Here is a 24,278-nt window from a genome sequence, read left to right on the forward strand (position 1 = left end):
CGCCTTATTTATAGGTGTTTTCGTTTTTTAGCCTCTTTTAACTTGGAAACTCAGGTTTTTTATTTTTCTGTCTACTTTTCTTATGCTAGTTTTTTTTTTTTTTTTAATGTAAAATAATAAAAATTTTAATAATTAAACTAAATATTTAATGTCTAATGGTAATTTAGAAATTACTTTTTGTTTTAAATACTAATGAAAAATCTAATTTTAAGGAGTATTTTTTATGAATAGCAAGAAAAAACTTATGAAATTGGCTCTTGGTTTAGGTTTGCCAGTAACTTCTGCTTTGGCACTTTTACCAATTTCTGGAAACACATCACTAGATATTTCTAACGAGCCTGCTTTTCAACAGATTAATGATTATATAGATGATAACAAATATAATGACAACAATTTCTGAACAAGTAAATATCGTATGTCATTGAAATCAGACTGAGATGGTAATAAATATCCTGGAACAAATACTGATTTAAATAGTCTTGATAGCGATGTTGCTTTATATGAGCTTGATGACCGTGGCGACATGACAGCATTACCTTTTGGTTGAAGTGTAAAAGATTCAAACAATAGTTCTGATGTGAACTCATGATGAAAACGCGCTGATGTTCAATCAAATAAAACTTCAAAAAGATTCATTGCCAGATTCAATCAATGAAACGAGTCTAAAAATGGTAATTATTTTTCATCAGCAATTTACTTTTCTAGAGATATGGTTCTAACTGGTACTGTTACAATCAGTTTAAGAAGCATAGATAACCCAGACGTAATTTACGATAGAGTAAGTAGAAATATTCACGAAACGTATGTTACAGACAATGCGAATATTAACCCATACATGTCTGGTACATATCGAAGTTCAAGTAAGTCACTACCAACAGATAGACCCACATTAAGAGAATCTCACTATGTACAAAATTATCAACAAATCCCAAATAGCTTTCTTTCACAATACGATAGAAAAAACAATTCATTTAACCTCCCTTTAGTTCATAACAGATATGCAAACAAAAGTGAATACGGTATTGGACATAAATTTTTAGATTGAGAAGGTTCAGTTACCTGATACGATAAAAACAGTCAAGGTTCAAACGCGACTCAAGGTTCAGCAAATAATAGTGGATGAGGTCCAATTACCAATGATGGTGGAGCTGCATTATTTATGTTCACAGACAAAGGTGGAGAATATTTAAAATATTTCTTAGAAGTTGAATTTGAACTTAAACCTAATATTTATTTTGACGGAACTGTTTCAAGTGATTTTAATAGTGGTGGACAATCATTTTTAGGTTTAGGTACAACTATTAGAGAAAAAGGATGATGAGGGGATAAATTCTGAGCAAGTGGTTTAATTAGACATAGTCAAAGAACGCAAAGTACTAATCTTAAATACATTACAAGAGAAAGTATGGCTAATAATGAATATGTTCAAGACGCTGACATAATTCCTCAATCAACTTTCAAATTGTTTAGAACAGATAACAAAGATGCTGGTCAAGTAGTTATTGACAGATCAAATTTATTCAAAGCTGATACACCATTAGCTTCAAAAAGATCATTTAATACTAAAAACAGCGCAATTTTGACTGGTTCTGGTTGATCAAATCGTAATATTTCTCTTGAAGTGACATTAGACAATCCTGAAGATAAGAAAAATTGAAAAGCAGTTTTCAGTCCGGAATTTGTTCCTTCAACAACTTCTGGTTACATGGAAAGAAGTGTTACTTGAGATTATTCAGACTATAGAAAAGTAAAAATTGAAATTGAAAAAGCTAAATGACTAACGAGTCTTCAAAAATCGCATTTAACGACAGAACTAGAAAAGCAAGTAGATCAAGATTATAATTTGCCAGGTGGAACAGGTAAGAGAAATCTTAATGAATGAATTGCTTATGTTAAGACATATAATGACTTACAAAAACAAATTGAAGAAAAGTTCTTCGAAACAGTTAATTATGCTTCAAGTGATGATGAATTAACTGTTGATGGTTATGAAGGAACTAAAAAGTTAGATTATTTATTTTCAACTTCTGATTACAAAAATAATATTGATTCTAGCAAATTTTCTTATTGACAATATGCTACTTACAAGAGCGATGATTTTAATCGAAGTGAAAAATTATTTGATAGATCAAATGCTCCAACAACTGTTAACTATAGAAGCCTTGAATTAACACTAGCAAATTGAAATAGAGTAAACTTAGGCGCTCCAAATGGTTTAGAAAACTTAAAAGCTTTAGAAGACAAAATTAACAACTACGCAGTTATTGCTAATTCAGAATACAACAAACAACAAATAAAGACTTTTATTAAAAATATTAAAACAAAAGCATTAAATAATTTTGTGAATATTCAAGTTAAAGACGATCAAGGCCAATCAAGTACAACATTAGCAAATGCTTGAAGAAACAATTGAAAATATGATTACTTAGGTGAAGTTCAAAAACTTGAAAAAGCTGTAATTTTAGCTAATGATATTTACACAAAAACTAAAACATTTAATCAAGAACTAAACACAATTAAAATTACTGATTTATTTACAGGTGGTAACTCATTAACCGATAAAAATCCAACAAATGATTCTTTTGTTTGAAACGGACAAAATGCTAGAGAACAATTTGTTAATGTAAATGAACCTGCTTGAACTAAATTGATGGATCAATTAATTGGTTCAGATCAAGAAAATAATAAGGCAAATAATGTATTTGCTTCAGAAACTAATTTATTGAATGCTAATTTAAAACAAAATTATTTAATAGGATTTAAAAACTTAGTTTCTTCATTAGACAATATTTTTGGTAACGGTGGTAAATTAGCTGAAGAATTTAAACAATATAACTACATCGATACTAAAAAATATTATGATGTTGCTAACGAAGATACCAATTTAAAAGACTGATTTGGAAAAATAAGCAAAATAAAAGTTGGTGGAAACCAATTTGGCAATCGTCATAATTTTGCTACTAACTCAAATCAAGAGTTTGTGTTGCTTAAACCATATCAAAATGATATCAATAATTATTTATTACAAATTTCTAATACCGTTTACAAAGAATCTGCTAATGTTGTAAAAACTAAAATTAATGATTTACAAAACTTATCAGATGCCCAAAAACAAAGTTTTGAAGGCGAAATCGACAAATTAATTGATACAAATTCAGCTACAAATAAATTAAATGTAGTGTATAAAAATGACAGTGATTTTACTAAAACTTTAGAATTAGCCAAAGAACAAGATAGAATCAATGCTATTGCTAAATCTTTAGCAACAACTGAAAATAAATTTGGTTATGATCAAGCAAATAGTCAAACTAAATCTAATACTTTAGTTAAAGATGCGCAATTAGGCAAATTCTATTTAGTAGAATCATTAACTGACGCGACTGTTGAAATTAAATCTATTGCACAAACTGAACAATTAACTGATAGCGGTAGTGCTAAATTAACTTATGTTGTTAAGTCAACCAAGAAATTATATAGCACTACTATTCAAAGTGACGTAACTACTTCTAATTGAATAACAGGCTTTGCTGCTGATAGGGCTCAAGAAAAACAGAGAATTCATGCTTTAAGTGTCACATTTGCTCTTAAAACACCTAAATCAGTATTAGCTCGTGAAATTACTAAAGAAAATTTTGCTCAATATATTAATGTAAATGATATTAATGACCAAACTGAAGAAATTGTTCTTAAAGACAAATCATTTGTAGTTAATGATAAAACAGGAACATTAACATTTGATTATGTAATCAGATCAAAAAGAATTAATGGTCTTGAAACTAGCCAAAGAAAGGCAACAGTAAATAATTTCAAAACTGAAGTAGATAGATTAAATGATGTAGTTACTAACATTAAAAAGAATACTTTAACCGTTACAAATAATTCAATCAATAACCAAGCAAATAGATTGCCTTCAGAAGTTGAAGATGATGAAATAACTTTTGCTGATATAAATAATCAAAATGCAAAAGTAAAAATTATTGACATTACTAAAAATGATGATAATGGTACTTTAACAATTAATTATGCTCTTACATCAACTGTTAAAGGCTTAAAAGATGTTCGATCAACTGAACAAAATAGTCTTACAGTTAATGGTTTCTTAACCAAACTTGAAAAGAAAAGACGCGAAGTATTACAATTAATTAATGATAGCAAGAACTTAAATGGAAAAGAAAAAACAGAATTTAGAAACAAAACTAATGAATCAACTCAAACTATTCAAAGTTTAGACGAATTAGCAACAAAAGTAAAAATTCATGATCTTTCTAATACAGTTAAAACAACTTATACTAATCTAAATAATAATCAAGCAGAAGATATCATTAACAAGATGCGTGAAAAGACTGTTTTTGATGATGCGCAATTATTATTTAATGATGCAAGCGAATTAGATGATGCTATGAGTGAATTACATGACAAAGTGTTAGAACAACTTAAAGTGTTAACTAATAATCAAAACATTACAGATGATCAGGATAATAGTGCGAAAACAGCTATTAACTATACCTTAGCTGATACTGATAAAAATAAAAACTATAACGATGCTTTATTAAAAGCTCAAAACCTTTTAAATAAAACATCAGGTGAAAACAAAGATTTAGCAACAATTAATACAATCATTCAAAACTTAACTAATACATATAATGAATTAAATGGTGAAGCTAACAAACAAAAATTCTTTAAAACAGTTGATAGTCAAACTAATTTATCAGAAGCACAAAAGAATGACTACAAAACATTAATTGTAAATTCTCAAAACTTCAATGATGCCAACGCATATACAAATATCACAATATCATTAAATAATGCATATCAAAAATTAGTGGATAAAATTGCTGAAACAAAACGTGCAAAAAGCGATGAACTTTATTCAGAAGATACAGAAGAAAGACAAAAAAACTTTGATGCCGCTATTAAAGCTGCTGAAGATTTCTTAACAGGCTTAAAAAATACTCGCATAACCAAAGAGAACGAAGCTAATTTTTCTAGTGAATCTAAAGCTAAAATTGAAACAAAAATCAAAGAATTAGAATCGGCTGTTTCTAACCTAGATGGTTATAGAAATAAACTTAAAAAAGCTATTGACAATTGACTTTATTTAACTAATGTTGAAAATTACAAAGATAAAATTGAAAATGAATTTCCAACATACCCTAATAAACCAACTGATGAACAATGAAGTCAATTGTTAGATGAAGCATTCAATGAAAGTAAAAGTGAAGTAAAAGGTAAAATCGATTCTTATAACTTATTAACAACTACTGAGAAAAACGACTTAAAAGAACAAGTTGATTTACAATCAATTAACACAACAGCAGGTAAACATTTTGACGAAAACTTAACTAGTGTATTAAATACTGCAACAGAAAAGCAAAAAATTAAAAAAGATGCAATTGATGCAATCAACAAGTTAAGCAACTTAACTCAAAATCAAAAGAATTCATTTATCGAAAACATCAAACAACAAGATAGTGCGAACGCTAATGCTATAAAATTACAAGCCGGACAATTAAATCAAGCAATTGCCGATGCTAAGACAGTCATTTTAGATGAAGCCAAAGTACTAAGCGAAAATAGCGCACTAACCTATGAAGATGTTCAAAACGCTAACAAAACAGCTGCAATTTATAAATTTGCTGATAATGATAAAAAACAAGATTACAATCAAAAATCAACTAATTTAATAAATGAAATCAATCTTGATAATGCATCTGTTAATAACATTAATAACGCGAAAACTGATTTAATTGCTTCATATAATGCACTTAACGGTCAAACCAATCTTGATACTCAAAATGCTGAAATTCACAAATTAAATAAGCTAAGTCAAGAACAAAAGAATGCTATTAAAACACAAATGGCTAATAGTGCCAATTTAACAGACTTAAAAGACATTGTTGATAAAACCCAAACCTTAGATGGAAAAATAGCTGCTTTAGAAGCTAAAATAGCTGAAGCAGAAACCAAAAAAACTGATGGTATTTACACTAAAGATACTAAAGATAAACAAGCTACTTTTGATCAAGCAATTGCTGATGCTAAAACAGCATTAAATGGATATAAAACAAAAGATTTAGCTAATTTAGGAGCAAGCGAATTAAATGCTCAAAGCGTGGCAATAAATTCAGATATATCTACTTTAGATTCTGAAATCAATAAATTAGATGGTTACAAAAACGAACTTAAAAAATCACTTAAAAACTGAGAACTATTAACAGAAACTCAAATCAAAGAACTTCAAACAAAAGTTGATGGCATTAGTGAAAAACAACCTTCTGAAGAAACAAAAGAAAGAATATTAGGCGAAGGTTTAAGTTTAAGTAAACAAAAAGCAAAAAGTGATTTAAACGTTGATAATTATCCTAATTTATCAACTGCTGAATTAACCAAATTAAATGAAGCTGTTGATTCTGCGAAACTTGATAAAACCGCTGATCATAAATATGATTCAGCTGTAAAAGCAGTCTTAGATAACGCTAAAACGCAAAATGATACTAAACAAAATGCTATTAACGAAATTAATAAGTTGAATTTCTTAACATCAGATCAAAAACAAGTATTTGTTAAAAAAGTTAAAGACAATACATCTGATCAAGCAAACAACATATTAGAAGAAGCTAAAGGTATTAATGATGCTATTCGAGATGCTCAAAAAGTAGTTGTAGATGAAATTCATGAATTAGCTTCTCCTGATTTAACATTTGAACAAGCTAAAACAGCTAAAAAAACAGCTGATAAATATAGATTGTCAAGCGATAAAGCAAAACAAGATTTTGATAATGCGATGGGCAAAATATATGAATTAGTAGTTTCTACTACAGCAACTAAGGAACAAATTAATTCTGCTAAATCAACCTTAGAAAGTGCTTTTGCTGCTTTAGATGGTCACTTAAAATCAAACGAACAAAAACAAGCAATTAACAATTTAAGTAATCTTAGCGAAGATCAAAAGAAAGCTTTAAAAGACAAAATAGATAATGCCACTACAGTTGATGAAGCTAATGCAATTGTTGAAGCAGCTAAAAACTTAGATAAAGCTATAGCTGATCTAAAAGCTAAAATAGCTGAAGCTGAAGATAAAAAAGATAAAATTGAATATACAGCTGATACAACAGCTAACCAAGGCAAATTTAATCAAGCAATTCAAGATGCTAAAAGTGCCTTAGACACCTATGAAACAGTTGATTTAAGTAATTTAACCAAAGATCAAATTACTGAAAAAGCTGGTGAAATTAACACTCAAACATCAACCTTAAATGATGCAATTGGTGCCTTAGATGGTTATAGAAACAAATTCAAAGAAGACTTTAATAATTGAGAATTATTAGACGCTAGTGAAATTACAGCTTTACAAAACAAAGTTGATAAATTACAGAAACAACCAACACAGGAAGAAAAATCAAGCATTCTTCAAGAAGGATTAAGTTTAAGTAAAACCAAAGCGTCAAACAAAATTAATAAGAATAATTATGCAAATCTTTCAAGTGAAGAAATTACTGAATTATTAAGAAAAGTTAATAGCGCATCACTTGATGAAACTCAAGGTCACAAATATGACGCTGCTGTTAAAGCTGTAATTAAAGAAGCTGAACAATTAAATCAAAATAAACAAGCAGCTATTAACGCAATTAATGGTTTAAGTGATTTAACACAAAACCAAAAAGTCGCATTTGAAAATCAAGTTAAATCATTGCCAACATCACAAGCTTCAACAGTTCAAGAAACTGCTACAACTTTAAATACTGCCATTTTAGAAGCTAAAAACGTTGTGAAAGAACAAATTCAAAAATTAGCAAAAGATGGCCAATTGACCTATGAAACAGCTAAATCAGCAAATAAAGTTGCTGACAAGTATAGATTAGCAGATACTGCTTTAAAACAAACTTATGATGAAAAATTACAAGCTTTAAATAATTTAATTACTAAAGACAATGTTTCAAAAACTGAAATTGATAATGCTAAAGGTGAATTAATTTCTGCTTATGATGCTCTTAATGGTGAAAGTAAAGCTAAAGATAAAAAAGACGTAATTGATGATTTAGATAATTTAACTCCTGATCAAAAACAAGCTTTAAAAGATAAAATTGATAGTTCTACGAATCAAGAAGAAGCAAACAAAATTATTGAAGTTGCTAAGAACTTAGATAAAGCTATAGCTGATCTTAAAGCTAAAATAACTGAAGCTGAATCTAAGAAAAATGATTCTGAATACATAAACGATACAGCTGAAAATAAAGCCAAATTTGACGAAGCTATTAAGACTGTTAAAAAAGCCTTAAAAAGCTACGAAACAGCTGATTTAAGTAATTTAAACAAAGATCAAATTGCTGAAAAAACCGGCGAAATTAACACTCAAACGTCAACCTTAAATGATGCAATTGTTGCCTTAGATGGTTATAGAAACAAATTCAAAGAAGACCTTAATAATTGAGCATTGTTAGAACAAGAAGATGTTAAAAAACTTCAAGATAAAGTTGCTCAATTAGATAAGCAACCAACAACTGAACAAAAAGCTGCTTTACTTAAAGAAGGTTTAGATAAAAGTAAAGAAATTGCAACTAACAAAATTAATAAAACAAATTACGGTAATCTTTCAGATACTGAAATCAATGATTTATTAGAAAAAGTTAAAAATGCTGCGCTTGATGAAACAGCCGACCATAAATTTGATGCAAATGTTAACGATATTGTTCTTAAAGCTGATGATCTTCAACAAACTAAAGCTAATGCAATTAGTGCCATTGAAAACTTAAGTGATTTAACAGCTGAACAAAAAGCAGAATTTACTAAGCAAATTAAAGCTACACCTGTTTCACAAGCATCAACAATTCAAAACACAGCGAATGAATTAAACGAAGCAATTAAACAAGCTAAAGAAGCAGTGACAAATCAAATTAAAGTTTTAGCTAATAACAACCAATTAACCTATGAAACAGCTAAATCAGCAAATAAAGTTGCTGACAAGTATAGATTAGCTGATTCATCATTAAAAGCAACATATGATGAAAAATTACAAGCTTTAAATGATTTAATTGTTAAAGACAATGTTTCAAAAACAGAAATTGATAATGCCAAAGCTGCTCTTGTAACTGCTTATGAAGCATTAAATGGTAATGAAAAAGCCAAAGAACAAAAGAGTGCTATTAAAAAATTAAATAACTTAACTCTTAAACAAAAAGAACAGTTGAAAGAAAAAATTGACAATGCATCTGATCAAGAAACAGCAAATCAAATTATTGAAAAAGCTAAACAATTAGATCAAGCAATTAGTGATTTAAAAACTAAACTTAATGAAGCTAAAAATACTAAAGAACAACCTGTTTATCTTAACGATACAACAGCAAATAAAAAATCTTTAGACAATCAAATTGCTGCAACTGAAAAATTATTAAAAGACTTAGAATCATTTGATTTAGCAACAAATGGCAATGATAAAATAACCGCTAAAACCACTGAAGTTAAAAACCAAAAAGAATCATTAAATACTGCTATTACTAATTTAGACGGTAAAAGAGAAGCATTAAGAAATGAAATTAACGCTTATGCTTCTGAATTATTAGATAATAAACAAGATTATTTAGATAGAATTAATCAACTTGATAAAAATAATTGAGATGAAGAAGCTGCAAATGCAATATTGAACGATTCTTTAAATAAAGCTAAAGAAAATGCACAAAATCAAATTGATGCATTAACTAACTTAACTAATGAGGAAAAAGCTGCATTCAAACAACAAATTAATGACGCTCAAAAAGGTGCAAGCAATCAACCTGATTCAAATATTAGTGCTATCTTAAACGAAGCTAAAGCTCAAAATAATGCTAAACAAGCTGCAATTGAGCATATCAATGGTTTGGATAATCTAAATGATGATCAAAAAGAAGCCTTAGTTCAAGAAGTTAAAGCAGCAGCTTCAAGCGAAGCTGAAGCACTTAAAACTAAAGCAAATGAATTAGAAGCTTCTATGAAAAATGCTAAAGATAAAGTTTTAGAAGAATTGCAAACATTAACTGAAAAAGCTGATTTAGAATTAAATGATGATGCTTATTCAGTAGAAAAAACTTTAGACAACTATCAATTTGCTTCTTCTGATGTTAAAGCTAATTATGATGCTAAATTGGCAAAAATTAAAGAATTATTAAACCAAAACACAGATAAAACAACAATTGATGAAGCATTAAAAGAATTAGAAAAAGCTTACAACGCACTTAATGGTGAAGAAAACAAAAACAAAAAAGCTAAAGCAGTTGATAAACTTGACAATTTATCAGATGATCAAAAAGATAAGATTAAAGACTTATTAAATAATGCTACTGATGAAGAAGCTGCACAAAAAATCTTAGAAAAAGCTCAAAAATTAAACTTAGCTCTTGACGACTTAGAAAAACAAATTACTTCTACAGAAACTAAAGTTGCAACAAGTATTTATACTAATGATGCACAAGATAGAAAAGAAGCTGTTGATCAAGCCTTAGAAAATGCTAAAGCTAAATTAGCAGAATTAAAAGCTAAAGATTTAAGTAATGCAACTGCTGATTCATTAAATAATTTAGCTGGTGAAGCAAACCAAAACAAAGAAGCTTTAAAAGTTGCTGATGAAGCACTTGATGGAAATAGAGAAGCATTAAGAAATGACATTATTAATCATTTCCCAAGTTTAAATGAAAACCAAAAAGGCTTATTAATAGCCGAAATTGAAAAATTACCAAAAGTTCCAACACAAGAAGAAACACAAGCTGTTTATGACAAGGCTCTTAAATATGCACAAACCAATGCCAAAGACGAATTAGCTAAACTAGATAATTTAACTAAAGCTGAAAAAGATACATATATTGCTAAAATTGAAGCCACCACATTAGATAAAACAAATGAAGATTTTGCCATTAATGTTAAAAATCTTTTAGATCAAGCCAAAGCTGATGAAGCAGTTAAAGTCCAAGCTATTAAAACAATTAATAATTTAACTAACTTAAATCCAGCTCAAAAATCATCCTTAACTGAGCAAGTCAAAAATAACCTAGCAAGTGAAGCTAATAATATTGTCAAAAAAGCTAAAGAAATTGATGGCAAAATGAAGGCTTACAAAGATATTGCTGAAGTTGACAAAACAAGTGTTGATTATGTTGAAGCTGACGAAGATCGTCAAGTTAAATACAATAATCAAGTAGCAATTAGAACTGAAGATTTAGGTGATAATGGAACTAATTTAAGTGTCGAGCAAATTGATGCTAAAATTGTTGAACTTAATAACGCAATTAATGGCTTAAATGGTGATGAAAAAGTTGCTCAAGCTAAAGAAAATGCTATTGCTAAAATTAATGGTGAAAACCCAATTTACACTAACTTAACTGCTCAACAAAAAGATGAAGCCATTGCTAAAATTAATGAGCAAAATTCAGTTGCCGATGTAAATTCTGTCGATGCTAATAATGCCTTGGTTAATGGTACAATGGCTACACTTGGTCAATACTTAAGCAACGAAACTAAGATTAAAAGTGATATTAATTACACAGGTTCAGAAGAAGATTTAAGAAAAGCATATGATGGTGCTATTCAAGCCTTAAAAGACTATAAAACAGCTTTAAACGAACCAAGTGATAACACAAAAAACATCTTAAGCAATAACAAGATTCAAGAAAAAATCAATGCGGTTCATGAAGCAATTAATAACTTAAATGGTAAAGAACACATTAAAACAGTTAGAGCTGAAGAAATTGCTAAAATTAATGCTTTAGATAACATTAATGATGCTCAAAAATCAGCTTTAATTGCTAAAGTTGATAAGGCTACAACTCCTGAAGATGTTAGAGCTGTAACTGAAGAAGCAGAAGCATTAGATGAAAAAATGGTTGATCTTAAACAAGCGGTTGCTGACAATCAAGACACACCTAATAGTGTTGATTACAAAAATGCAACTGAAGCAAAAATGCGTGAATTTGATAAAGCGTTTAATAATGCAAGCAATTTAGCTGATAAAGAAAATGGAAGCGTTGAATTAAGTATTGACAACATAGATTCATTAATTGAAAAATTAAATGTTGCCGCTCAAAACCTTGACGGTGATGAAAAAATCAATAACAAAAAAGCTGAAGCAAGAAACTTAATTAATAGTCTTGAACATCTTAATGACGCTCAAAAAACAGCTTTAATTGAAGAAGTTGATAAAGCTAAATTGTTAGCTAATGTTGATAAAGTGGTTGATAAGGCTCAAACATTGAACAATGCTATGGGTCAATTAAAAGAAACAGCTAAGGCAATTAATGATGAATTAACTCAACCAGACAATCCTAAATATGTCGCAGCTTCTCAAGAACCAAAAGCGAACTACGATGAAGCTAAAACCAAAGTTGATGAATTAATCAGTAAACAAGGTTCAAATGAAGACGTTGCTAAAGTATTAGAATTAGAAAAAGCATTAATTGATGCAAAAAATGCTCTTGACGGTGATAAGAACTTTGAATATGCTAAACAAAAAGCGATTGAAAAAGTTAATGAAAATAACAACTTAACTCCTGCTGAAAAACAAGCTTTAATAGATCGAGTTAAAGACTTAGCTATTCCTTCTAATTCAGATAATGCTGATGAAGTTCAAAACTTCAAAGACAATTTAGATAAAATCGTTAATAAAACAGACTTAATTAATAATGTTAAAAACAATGCTAATTTAACACCTGAACAAAAAGCAGATTTAATAGACGATATTGAAAAAGCTAATGTTGATGATAAATTAAACAGCGAAGTTAACAAAAATTCATATGGTGATACATTAAACAACATTAAAGCTAAAGAAAAAGCTTATGAAAGAATTAACGCTACTGATGACTCTCAATTAAACACTGAAGATAAAGCAAAATTAAGTGATAATATCAGTCAATTAGACCCTAGAGATAAAACATTTGCTGATCAATTAGCTAATGAAGAACTTAAAGAAAATAAAATTAAAGAAATCAGAAGCAATCCTAACTTAACTGATGATCAAAAAGCACAATTAATTGATGAAGTTGCTAACTTAGACAATAAAGAATCTGATTTGGCTGATCAAATCGCTAAAATTGATCAAAAAGCTAAACTAATTGAAAAAATTCAAACTAATGAACACATTAGCGATGAAGACAAAAGCAAATTAGTAAATGAAGTAATTAATGTGCCTCATGATAACAGTAAATTAACTGATAAATTAAACAACATTGAATCTAAATTGAATTTAATTGACCAAATTAAACAAAACACCAATTTAGATGAAAATAATAAAGAAGCTTTAATTGATCAAGTTCATAACTTAGCAAAAGATTCAGATAATTTTGCTACTGAAGCAGATAATATTTCAGCTAAAGTTAAAGCAATTGAACAAATTAAAGCAAATGATGAGTTAACTAAAGAAAATAAAGCAAATCTAATTGATGAAATTATTGACTTAGATAACAATCAAACCAAATCAAGTCTTGATCATCAAATTAGTAATGTCGATAAAAAAGCCGAACTTTACGAACAAATTAACCAATCAGACTTGCCACAAGCTCAAAAAGATGCGTTAATTGCTGAATTAGACCCAATTAATGCTAATAGCGAAAATGCTTTAGTAAGCTTTGACAACATCAAAGATCAATTAAATAAATTAAGCAAAATTAATAATGATCAAACTTTAAGTGACAATGATAAAGCCAAATTAGTTGAAGATGTTTTAGCTAACAATCCAACTGAACAAAACTACAATGAAATAGCTAAAAACATTAACAAGAAACAAGAAGCAATTGATCAAGTTAGACAAAATCCAAACTTGACACAAGAACAAAAAGATTCAATTTCTCAAAACATTAGAGAATTAGATGAAACAAGTGAAGAATTTACTAATAAATTAGCCAATGAAAAAGCTAGATTAGACTTAATTGATCAATTACATCAAGAAGCTAAAGACAATAAAATTTCTGATGAAACCAGAGATAAATTAATTAGCGAAACACTCAATTTAGCTAATGATTCAAGCTTTATAAATAAATTAAATAACATTAAAGCCAAAGACAAATTAATTCAACAAGTTAAAGCGAGCGATGTGCTTAATGACACAACCAAAGCAACATTAATCAATAACATTTTGGATAATAATGCTACAAGCACAGAATTTGATAATAAACATAATCAAATTGCTCAATTATATGTTGATGCTGAAGAATTGGCTAAAGCTAAAAATGATTTAGTGGATTTAACCAAATCTAAGAAATTTGAAAAATTAACTAAAGCTAAACAAGATGCAATTAATAAAGCAATTGCTGATTCAGATGAAATTTTAAATAATCTTAACTCTCATAACAACGAAGATGTAGTTAAACAAACAACTATCGATAAAAAATTAAAAGAAACATCGCCAATCTTAATCTGACCATACATTGTAGCTGTTTCAGCTGTAACTTGATTAATTGGTATGTTAATCTTTGTATTCGGTAGAAAGAAATAAGAAGTTAATTAACAATTAATAAACAATCAAAATCAATCAGTACTAGATAAAAATAGTGCTGATTTTTTGTATTTTTTAAAAACCAAAAATTTCATAAATGTGAAACCACCTCAACAACATTGAGGTGTTATTATGTCTAATTAGCACTTCAATCCACTTTCAGTTTCCTAGTTTATTTCTTTTTGTTTAGAATTTTCACAAGAAGCAACAAATGCAACAGGGATTAATGTCATACCTGAAATTAATGCAATTTTCAAATAAGTTTTAATTTTTTCACATTTCTTCCATAGGTATATAATATATATATATATATATATATATAGGAAAGGTGTGTTATTAAAATGAAGAAAAGTAGAAAAATTTTTCTTTCTTTTGGTGGAGTAATAGCATCATCATTATTTTTAGTTTCAGCTATTACTGCTGCCAATCAGGAAAATTGAAATGAGTTTCAAAGAACAGCAGCTGAAGACTTGAAAACTTTTATCGAATCACAAAAAAAGCTTGCTGATTCTACTACCACTGTAAATAATTTGCATGTTCCATCTGAATACAAAAATTCAAGAGCGAATAGAAAAAAAATAATAGATTTTGCAATTGATGAAAATGAATTGCAATCAGTTTATGATTTTTTTATTCAATTACCAAGTTTTAACCAAATTAATGATGAGAACTCTAAAAATGAGTGAATTAAAGAAATTAAAAATTGATTTTGAAATAAGCCTCATTTATATTTCGATAATTACGACGAAAACAAAAGAGGTTCACTCGAATGAAGATTTATGCCTAACGAAGCCATTACTGATGAAGATCATGCAGCTGAAAATGCAATTGAAGTATTTGATCAAAAAATAAAAGATTTAACAACTTTTAAAACACTTAGTGAATATCACGGAAGATTTAATACTTTTCAAGAATTTGAAAAGTTTATTTTAGATGAACTTCAATCAGAATTAAAAAAAGAAGTTTATAATACTCCACGAGCATATTATGATAATTTTGTAACTATTTTAAAAAATGCAACTGTAGATTCAAGTGATCCAGATAATTTAAATAGAAATATTCCACAGGATTTAAGTAATACATTATTGAATTGATTAAAAAATAGTCAAAACTTAAATGCTGATGAAAAAGCTAAGGGTGGAAACCATGGCAAAGCTTTGGAATTATTAGGGGATAATGGATTAATTGGAATAAATAACAAAATTGCTGAAATTAGAACCAAATTAGCTACTTATCAAGGGAAAAAAGCTTCTTTTGATTATAAATTTGAACCTGATGAGCCTGAAAAAATAGATTTTGATAGTGAAAAAGAAAAATTAACAACTCAATTGCAAGAATTACAAAAAAAATTAAATGAATTGAACACAGCTATTAATGGAACAATTAGTAGTACAGGTTGAGACAAGAAGAAACAAGAAATATTAAATTTAACTACTACTAATCAAGAGTTAGCGACAGGTCTAAGTACTTATATAGTTGCTGAAGATAAATTAGAAGGTTTATTAAAATATAGAGAAAAAGTTGCAGAATTACAAAAAATACTTTCAGATTCTTCATTATCTGATGAGCAAAAAAAACACTATACTGAAAGAATCGATAGTTTGGGTGATAATGCAGATAATTATGCTGAGTTGCAAACTATTGGAGACGAGATCAAAAATTCAATTGAAGCAGATTCAAATGTAGAAGAAATTATAAATAAATTTAGTTTATGAACTAACGAACAACAAAAAGATCCTTATCGTGAACAAATTAAAAACGTTTATAAAGATTCAAATTTGAACGAACAAGCTAAAAGTGCCAAAATTGAACAAATTGAACAACAAATTTTTAGCAAAATGAAAGAAAATGCTAATAATTTAATTGATCAAACTTCTTTAGGAAACACAGAAAAAAACGCATATAAAACTTTAATTAATTCTGAAAATATGGATAAAAATATTAATCCATATGATTTCCCTCTACTTAAAACAATTACAAAAGCTAAAATAGATAATTTAGATAGTTTAAATCCAGCACAAAAGAATATTTCAAAAATAAAATTAATGATTCAAACAATGATGATGCTACAAAATTAAATGCAATTTTAACTGAAGCAGAAACAGTGAATCAAAAAATGAATGATTATAAAAATACATTCAAAGATGATTCAAACAGTGATGCAACCAATGTAGCAACAATTAAGAAAAGCACTGATTATATTGAAGCAGATAGTGATAAAAAAACCGCTTTTGATAATGCTTTAGATCAAAGAAACACTGATTTATCAAGTTCAACTGATAATTTAACAATTGAACAAATTAATCAAAAAATTGCAGCTTTAAAACAAGCGAAAGAAGATTTAAACGGTGATGAAAATCTAGCAGAAGCTAAAAAACAAGCAAAAAATAGATTAGATACTGCTTACACATATTTAAATGATGCACAAAAAGAAGATGCAATTAATAAAATTGAAGAATTAACAACTGTAAATGCTGTTAATAATCAAGATGCTGAAAATAAAAAGCTTGACGATGCTATGAAAAGTTATAGTCAAAGTCCAGCTGATATAGAATCAATTAGAACAACTACTGATTATACTCAAGCAGATAATCAAAATACTTTAGAAAATTTAATTACTACTAAAGAAAATGACATTAATAAAACAAGTGGACCTAATTTAACTTTAGAGCAAGTAAAAGAAAAAACTACAGCACTTAATAATGCAGTTACTGCTTTAAATGGTGAAGAGAGATTAAAAGCTGCTAAAGATGAAGCGATTAGAAAAATTAATTCAGAATATTCATATTTAACAGAAAAACAAAAAGAAAAAGCAATTGAATTAATTAATAGTCAAAATACTATTGAAGATGTTAATAATCAAGATGCAACCAATAAAGCTTTGGATTCTTCAATGAAGACTTTAAAAGACTATATTTCTAATCAAGCAAAAGTTACTTCAAGCAATGATTATATTTATACAACTAATGCTTTAAGAGTCGCTTATGATGGTAACCCAACTAAAAATAACAATGTAAAAGGTGGCGCGATTAAAGAAGCGGAAGATTTAGTAACTGCTTTAAATACTGACAATAATGATAATTTAATGAATAAAGAAACAATTGATGCTTTAAACAAAAAAATTAAAGGCGTAATTGAAGCTTTAAATGGACAAGAACGTTATGAAGAAGAAGTCGCAAGATTAAATGGATTAAGTACTGTAACTGCTAAAGTTAAAGATGCAACACAAGCTACAAATACAGCTAGTGAAATTTCAAATGATGAAATTGAATTTAATAATGATACTATTCCACAAGATGCTAAACCAGTTGATTTAAATATTACTAATAGAAATGAAGTAACAGGTAAATTAGACTTAACTTACAAATATCAATCAACTAAAGAAAATCTTGAAAGTGTTCAATCAAGTGAAACTTATACCTTAAATAATGATAATGCTCTAAGTACTTTAACTGAACAAGAAAGATTAGATCAATTAGTTCAAGATGAAGCCGTTACTAAAACTGTCGATTTTAATGGCACAGATTTAAAATCTTTTGCTGTTAGTGATTTAAACAAAGATAATTTCACAACTTCTATTACTCCAAATAATAATGCCAAAGTAATTATCGATAAAATTGAACCTGATCCAGATGATCCAAGAGGAGTAATTGTAACTTATAAACTAGAATCAACCAAAGACAATTTAGATAATCAAAAAGTTGTTTCAAGCAAAAGTTTAACTACTAAAATAACTGGATTTATGACTAGCGAAGAAAAAGAGCAAAAAACTATTAATAGCTATAATGCAAGTAATTTTTTAGGAACTCCTGACCCCCTTACTCAAGCATCAGAATTTGTAAATAAATTATCAGAAGTTAATATTGCTTTTGATGCTCATGATAATGTTGATCATTCAAATGAAACCATTGTGGTTAAATCAATTAAATCTTGAGATGATAGAACTGGAACATTAGTAGCTAATTTTGTGGTGCAAAGCAATAAAAACGGTAAAGTTCTTACTTCAGATGTTAAAACTATAACTATTAATGGCTATATGACTGAAGAGGAAAGATTAAACGATTTATTAACAAATAGATCTAAAAAATTTGAATTTAATGGTGATAAACCACAAAACAAAACTACTGTAGATGAAGTTGAATTAGCACAATTATCAGGTTATTTAGCAGGACCAGATAATAAAGTTAAATTAATAATTGATGAAATTACTGCAAGGGATAATCAAAACGGTTCAGTTACTTTCAAATATCATCTCTTATCTACTCGAACAGATATTCCGAATAATGAAATTGTTTCTCAGTCAAGAACTTATTCTTTAAGTCTTTTTCAAACTGATGGTGAAAGAGAAAAAGAAAATGAGAGAGAAAAAGAAAATTTAAAAGCTAAAGGAATTGATGATTTAGAAATAAATGTAACTAAAAATAAATTAGCTTCTGAATATAATGCCGATGAAATTACTTTAAGTGCTAAAGATTCTAACATTAGTGTAATTGATAAAAAAATTATTGGTTACAATGACATTACTGGTGAAATTAAACTTTCATATAAACTAAAAAGTAATCAAAGCAATGTTGAATCTGATACCAAAGAAATTATTCTTAGTGGCTTTAAAACTGAAAGTCAAAGATTAAATGAACTTTTAAATACTTTAAGCAAAGAAGATATTAGTTTTGATGGAACTAAAAAGGATCAATTACCTTCAGTTGCACCAGCTAATAATAAAAATAATTATGCTTATGATGAAGCTAAAAAAACTACCAACAAAGCTAATATAGAAATTAATTCAATTACTCCAAATAATCAAGCTGGAGAAAATACTTTAAATCTCAAATTAATTTCAACTAAAACACAAAATGAATTAGTTTCAAATTGAGAAATTGATAATTTTGTTGCTCCTGAAAGTAATAATAAAAACTCAGTAATTGATGATTTTAGAACTAAAGAAGAGCAAGATAAAATAGATCGCGAAGCAGAAAAAACACGTTTAAATAATTTAACTGTTACATTAGATTATGAAAACAAAACTACAACTTTACCTTCAAGTACAGTTATTGAAAAAGTAATTAAAACTATTAAAGAAACTAATCCAGAAGCTAGAGTAGTAATTGATAGTATTGATGCAAGAAATGAAATTGAAGGTTCTATTAGAATCCAATACCATTTAGTTTCTCAAAAAAGCGATGAAGTTTATCAAAATGTAACTTCAGATAATAAATACGCACAAATTAAAGGCTTTAAAACTGAGCAAATGCGTCTCGATGAAATTATCCAAAACTTAGCAATTGAAGCTGGAATTAAAAATATTGCAAGCGACCAATATGATAAATGAACGGCATCACAATTATTAAAAGACTTAATTTTAAATAAATTAGCAACTAATCAAGATACAAGCTATAACTTAAAAGTAGTAGATAAAACACCTAATGATAACACAGGTGAAATTAGTTATACTTGACAAATTATTTCTAATAGAGGTACAGTTAATTCACAAAATTTGAATACTGTAACTTCAAGCGACCAATATAAAAAATCAGGTACTTTAAGTGGTTTTAAAACTTTAGCGCAAAAAGAAAAAGAAAGATTAGATTCTATTGATTTTAGTGACAAAGCTGAAAATGGTGTTCTTTATCGTATTGATTATCAAAATAAAGCAAATGAACAAGCTTCAAGTTTAACAGATGCAACCACTAATTGAACTTGAGATACATTAAATAAAGATAATTACGAATTTATTAATCAAAAAATTGTTGGTTACAATGATTTAACTGGTGAAATTCGTTTAAGTTTCCAAATTAAATCGACTAAACCAGGCTTTACTTCTGTAGTTTCTGATACTAAAGAAATTATTATTAGTGGATTTGAAACAGAATTACAAAGATTAAATAAATTAGTTGATACTAATCCATATAATATTTCATTAAATAACACTGTTAATAAAGAAAATAAAAAAGCTTCAACATTAAATAAAGATGATTTTAGTGCTTCAATTAAAGAAAATGCCGACAATACAAGCGATCATAGCTCTGATTTACTTCTAACAGATGCAAATGATAATACTGGTCAAATTGGAGTTAAATACAAATTAATTTCAAATAGACAAGTAAATACTGACCAAACTGATTTGAAAAAATTAGTAAGCAATTGAAAAGAATCATTCAATGAACAAAAAGTAATTTCTAAGGAATCAACCCCTGTTAATTTTGATGGCTTCTTAACTAATATCGAAGAAGAGAAAAGAAGAATTGAAAACTTCTTATCAAAAATTACGCTTGATTTTGCAAATCGTGATCAATACTTACCGCTTTATAATAAAAATGATGTAATTGATTCAAAAGTAATTGTTAAATTAAACAACAATGAAACTTTAGAACAAAATCACATTAAAGTTAAAGAAAATTCATTAACTATTACTGAACGTGATGATCGTGAAGGATATATCAAAGTAAGTTATACCTTGCAATCAACTAAACCAGGTTTAGAAGGTGCAGAAATTGTTGTTAATGAAACAAGAAGTGCTAATACTAATAAATTAAGTGGTTTCAAAACTGAATTACAAAGATTAGAAGGTCTAGTTTTTGATTTTAATAATAGTGTTAGTGATAAAAATCAAAAACAAGCTTCAGATACTACAATTACTATCAGTAATTTAAGTCAAAACAATGCTAAAACTGCCAATATTACAATTAGTAATAAAACTCGTGATGATAGAAATGGTACTTTAAATGGTACTTATAGCATTTATTCAACAAGAGATGGTTTAAATGACATTCATGTTGATGATAAAAAATTCACTATTAACGGATTTTTAACTGAACAAGAAAGAATTAATAATTTATTAGCAGATGATACAATTCAATCTCATGTTGAATATAAATTAGATAATCAAGCTGAAATTTTACCTTCAGAATTATTAGCTAATAAAGATGAAGTATTAAATAATTTAAGTACATATTTTGATATGAACTTAGATAATGAATCGATTAATCAAGTTAATTTAAAAATTATTGAGTTAAGCGCTGATGATACTGATGGCTCAATTACCTTTAAATATAAAATTGCTTCAACTAAAGAAAACTTGACTGATATTGAATCAGAACAATCTAAAACTATTACTTTAAGTGGCTTCTTAACTGAATTAGACAAGTATAAAAAAGAAGCTAAGAAAACTATTGATGCATTACAAAACATCTCAGAAACACAAAAAGATGCTGCTAAAGCTAAAGTTGAAAAACAAAACACAATAGACAATGTAAATAACATTGTTTCAAATACAGAAGCAGTTGATGATGCTCTAGGAACAATTAAAGACATTGTCCCAGTTAAAGAAAAAGTTCAATTCAAAGAAGCTGATGCAGACAAACAAAATGCATTAACTACAGCATTAAATAATTTAAATTCATTAGAAAACAAAGAAGACTTTGGGAACGCTGTAGAAAACTTACAAGATAAAGTGAAAACTCTTAAAGATGCTCACAAAGCATTAAATGGAGATTCGAACTTAGCAAAAGCTAAAGCAGATGCTATTGCTGCTATTGATAAGTTAAGTTACTTATCAGAAGCACAAAAAGATGCTGCTAAAGGTGATATTAATGCTAAAGAAGCTATTGTAGATGTAAATAACATTGTAAACAATGCTACTTTAATGAATAATGCTAAAGAAGCTCTAGATAAAGCTTCTAAAGCGCAAAAAACAATTGCTTACACAAAAGCTTCAGAACAACCAAAAGCTAACTTTGATGCAGCTAAAGCTGATGTAGAAGCAATTAAAGATATTAATAACTTTAATGAGCCAGTAGATAACATCGTTGATTTAACAAATAAATTAAACAACGCAATTGCCGCTCTTGATGGAAGTGCAAGCTTAGATGCTGCTAAAGAAGAAGCTCTTAAAGAACTTGCTAAACTTTCATACTTATCGGATTCAGAAAAATCCAAAGCTTCTGAAGCTATTAAAAACGCTACAGATGCTGAATCATTAGAAAAAGCTATTGAAGATGCTAAAACCTTAAACAAAGCTAACTATGACGCAAAAGTAAGTGAATTAGATAATTTAACTAATGAATACTTACAAAGTACATATGGGACAGCTAAATCAAACAAATTAAGAGAAAAAATAGAAGAATCATTAGCAAACTTTGCTGCTAAATCATTTGAAGATACAAATGGTACAGAAGCTATTGCTAAATCTAAAAACTTGCTTAGTTTAGTTGATTACATCACAACAGATGTATCTAAACCTAAATTTAACACGTCATCAGAAGCTTCATCATTAAGCAACATTGACCAGTTCTCAAAAGCTTTAAATGATAATAATTACTTTAACATTGCCACAAAAGATAAATCACAAATTAAAGCTGATGATGTTAAAAACTTAAAACAAATTATTTCTAATATTGCAAAGATTAACAACTTAAATGTGCTTACAACAGCGATTGTAAAATCATTAAAAGAAACATCACCAATCTTAATCTGACCATACTTTGTAGCTGCTTCAGCTGTAACTTGATTAATTGGTATGTTAATCTTTGTGTTTGGTAGAAAGAAATAAAAAATTAAATAACGATTAATAAACAATCAAAATCAATCAGTACTAGATAAAAATAGTGCTGATTGATTTTGTATTTTTTAAAAATCTATAAATTTCATAAATGTGAAACTTTAAGGCTAAAAATATGTAAAAAATTACATTTTGCAAAAAAAAAAAAAAAAAGATGCTTCAAAGTTGATTTTATGATATTTATAAGTATAATTAATATAAATATTTGACTTATAAAAAAGAAAAGAATAAAATAAGTGCTTTTCTAGCTTAAAAATTAACATTTTTAGCTTCCTTAAGTATTTATTGAAAAGGAAATTTTATGAACTTAAAAAACAAGAAAAAATGAATTCTTTTACCTTTAAGCGCAGGAGTTGCAGCTCCAATTGCTTTACTTACAACAGTAAGTGCAACAACTGAAACTGTAACAACTACAAATCCTGAAACTAATGCTCTTGAAGGAAGAACAAAATTCAATGATACAAAGAATGAAGCAGTTAAATCACTTAACGACTTATCATTCCTATCAGATGAACCATATCCATATGATTCAGAAAAATTCAAAGCTTCTGAAGCTATTAAATCTGCTAAATCAATTGAAGAACTACAAAAAGCTATTGAAGATGCTAAAGCTTTAAACAAGGCTAACTATGATGCACAAGTATCTGAGTTAGAAAGCTTAACAAACCAATACTTAGCAAGTACATATGGAACTGAAAAAGCAAATGTTTTAAGAAAACAAATTGAAAATAAAATTGCTATGTTCAATTCAAAATCATACAAAGAAGAATCTGGAGAAAAAGCAGTTGCTAAAGCTCAAAACTTACTTGACTTAGTTGACTACTTAACATCAAAAGTTTCAGAATACAAATTTAATAAAACAGCTAAACAATTAGATTTAGCTAACTTAAATGAGTTTAAAAAATTATTAACAACATACGATTACTTCAACATTCAACTTAAAGACAGAAGCGACATAAAATCAGATGATGTTAAAAATATGAAACAATTAGCTCTTGATGTTTCAAAAATCAAAGATCTTAATGTTTTAGTAACCGCTGTTAAAAAATCATTAGTTAACAGAGTTCCACGCTTAGTATGACCATATGTTGTTGCCGGTTCATTAATTGCCTTCTTAAGTGGTATTTTCATTGCAACTGCTGCTAGAAGAAAAAACAAAAACAAATAATGATTTAATTTAAAGAAAATTCAGTATCACTCACATGGTACTGTTTTTTTATACTCTAATGTGTAAAATTATGCAAAAATTGTAAAAAAAAACAGTCAAAC

The 24,278-nt window shown here is 27.9% G+C and carries 4 protein-coding genes; all 4 read left to right on the forward strand.

The features are described 5' to 3' along the window. Positions 1–223 precede the first annotated feature (223 nt). The 4 genes from VBM91_RS00005 to VBM91_RS00020 all read left to right on the forward strand — a co-directional run bounded on the left by VBM91_RS00005 (position 224) and on the right by VBM91_RS00020 (position 24,177). Positions 224–14,452, forward strand: coding sequence for a hypothetical protein (locus VBM91_RS00005; RefSeq protein ID WP_323188866.1), 14,229 nt, complete (start codon positions 224–226; stop codon positions 14,450–14,452). A 341-nt stretch (positions 14,453–14,793) separates the two neighbouring features. Beyond that, on the forward strand, positions 14,794–16,530 hold the full coding sequence (locus VBM91_RS00010) for a hypothetical protein (protein ID WP_323188867.1): 1,737 nt from the start codon (positions 14,794–14,796) through the stop codon (positions 16,528–16,530). A 26-nt stretch (positions 16,531–16,556) separates the two neighbouring features. Continuing rightward, entirely contained in the window at positions 16,557–23,000 is a 6,444-nt protein-coding gene (locus tag VBM91_RS00015) for a lipoprotein 17-related variable surface protein (RefSeq protein WP_323188868.1), read from the forward strand. Between the two features lie 310 nt (positions 23,001–23,310). Then, on the forward strand, positions 23,311–24,177 hold the full coding sequence (locus tag VBM91_RS00020; RefSeq protein ID WP_323188869.1) for a hypothetical protein: 867 nt from the start codon (positions 23,311–23,313) through the stop codon (positions 24,175–24,177). Positions 24,178–24,278: the final 101 nt, after the last annotated feature.

Source organism: Mycoplasma sp. 2248 (genome assembly GCF_034863245.1).
GTDB lineage: Bacteria > Bacillota_I > Bacilli_A > Mycoplasmatales > Metamycoplasmataceae > Mycoplasmopsis.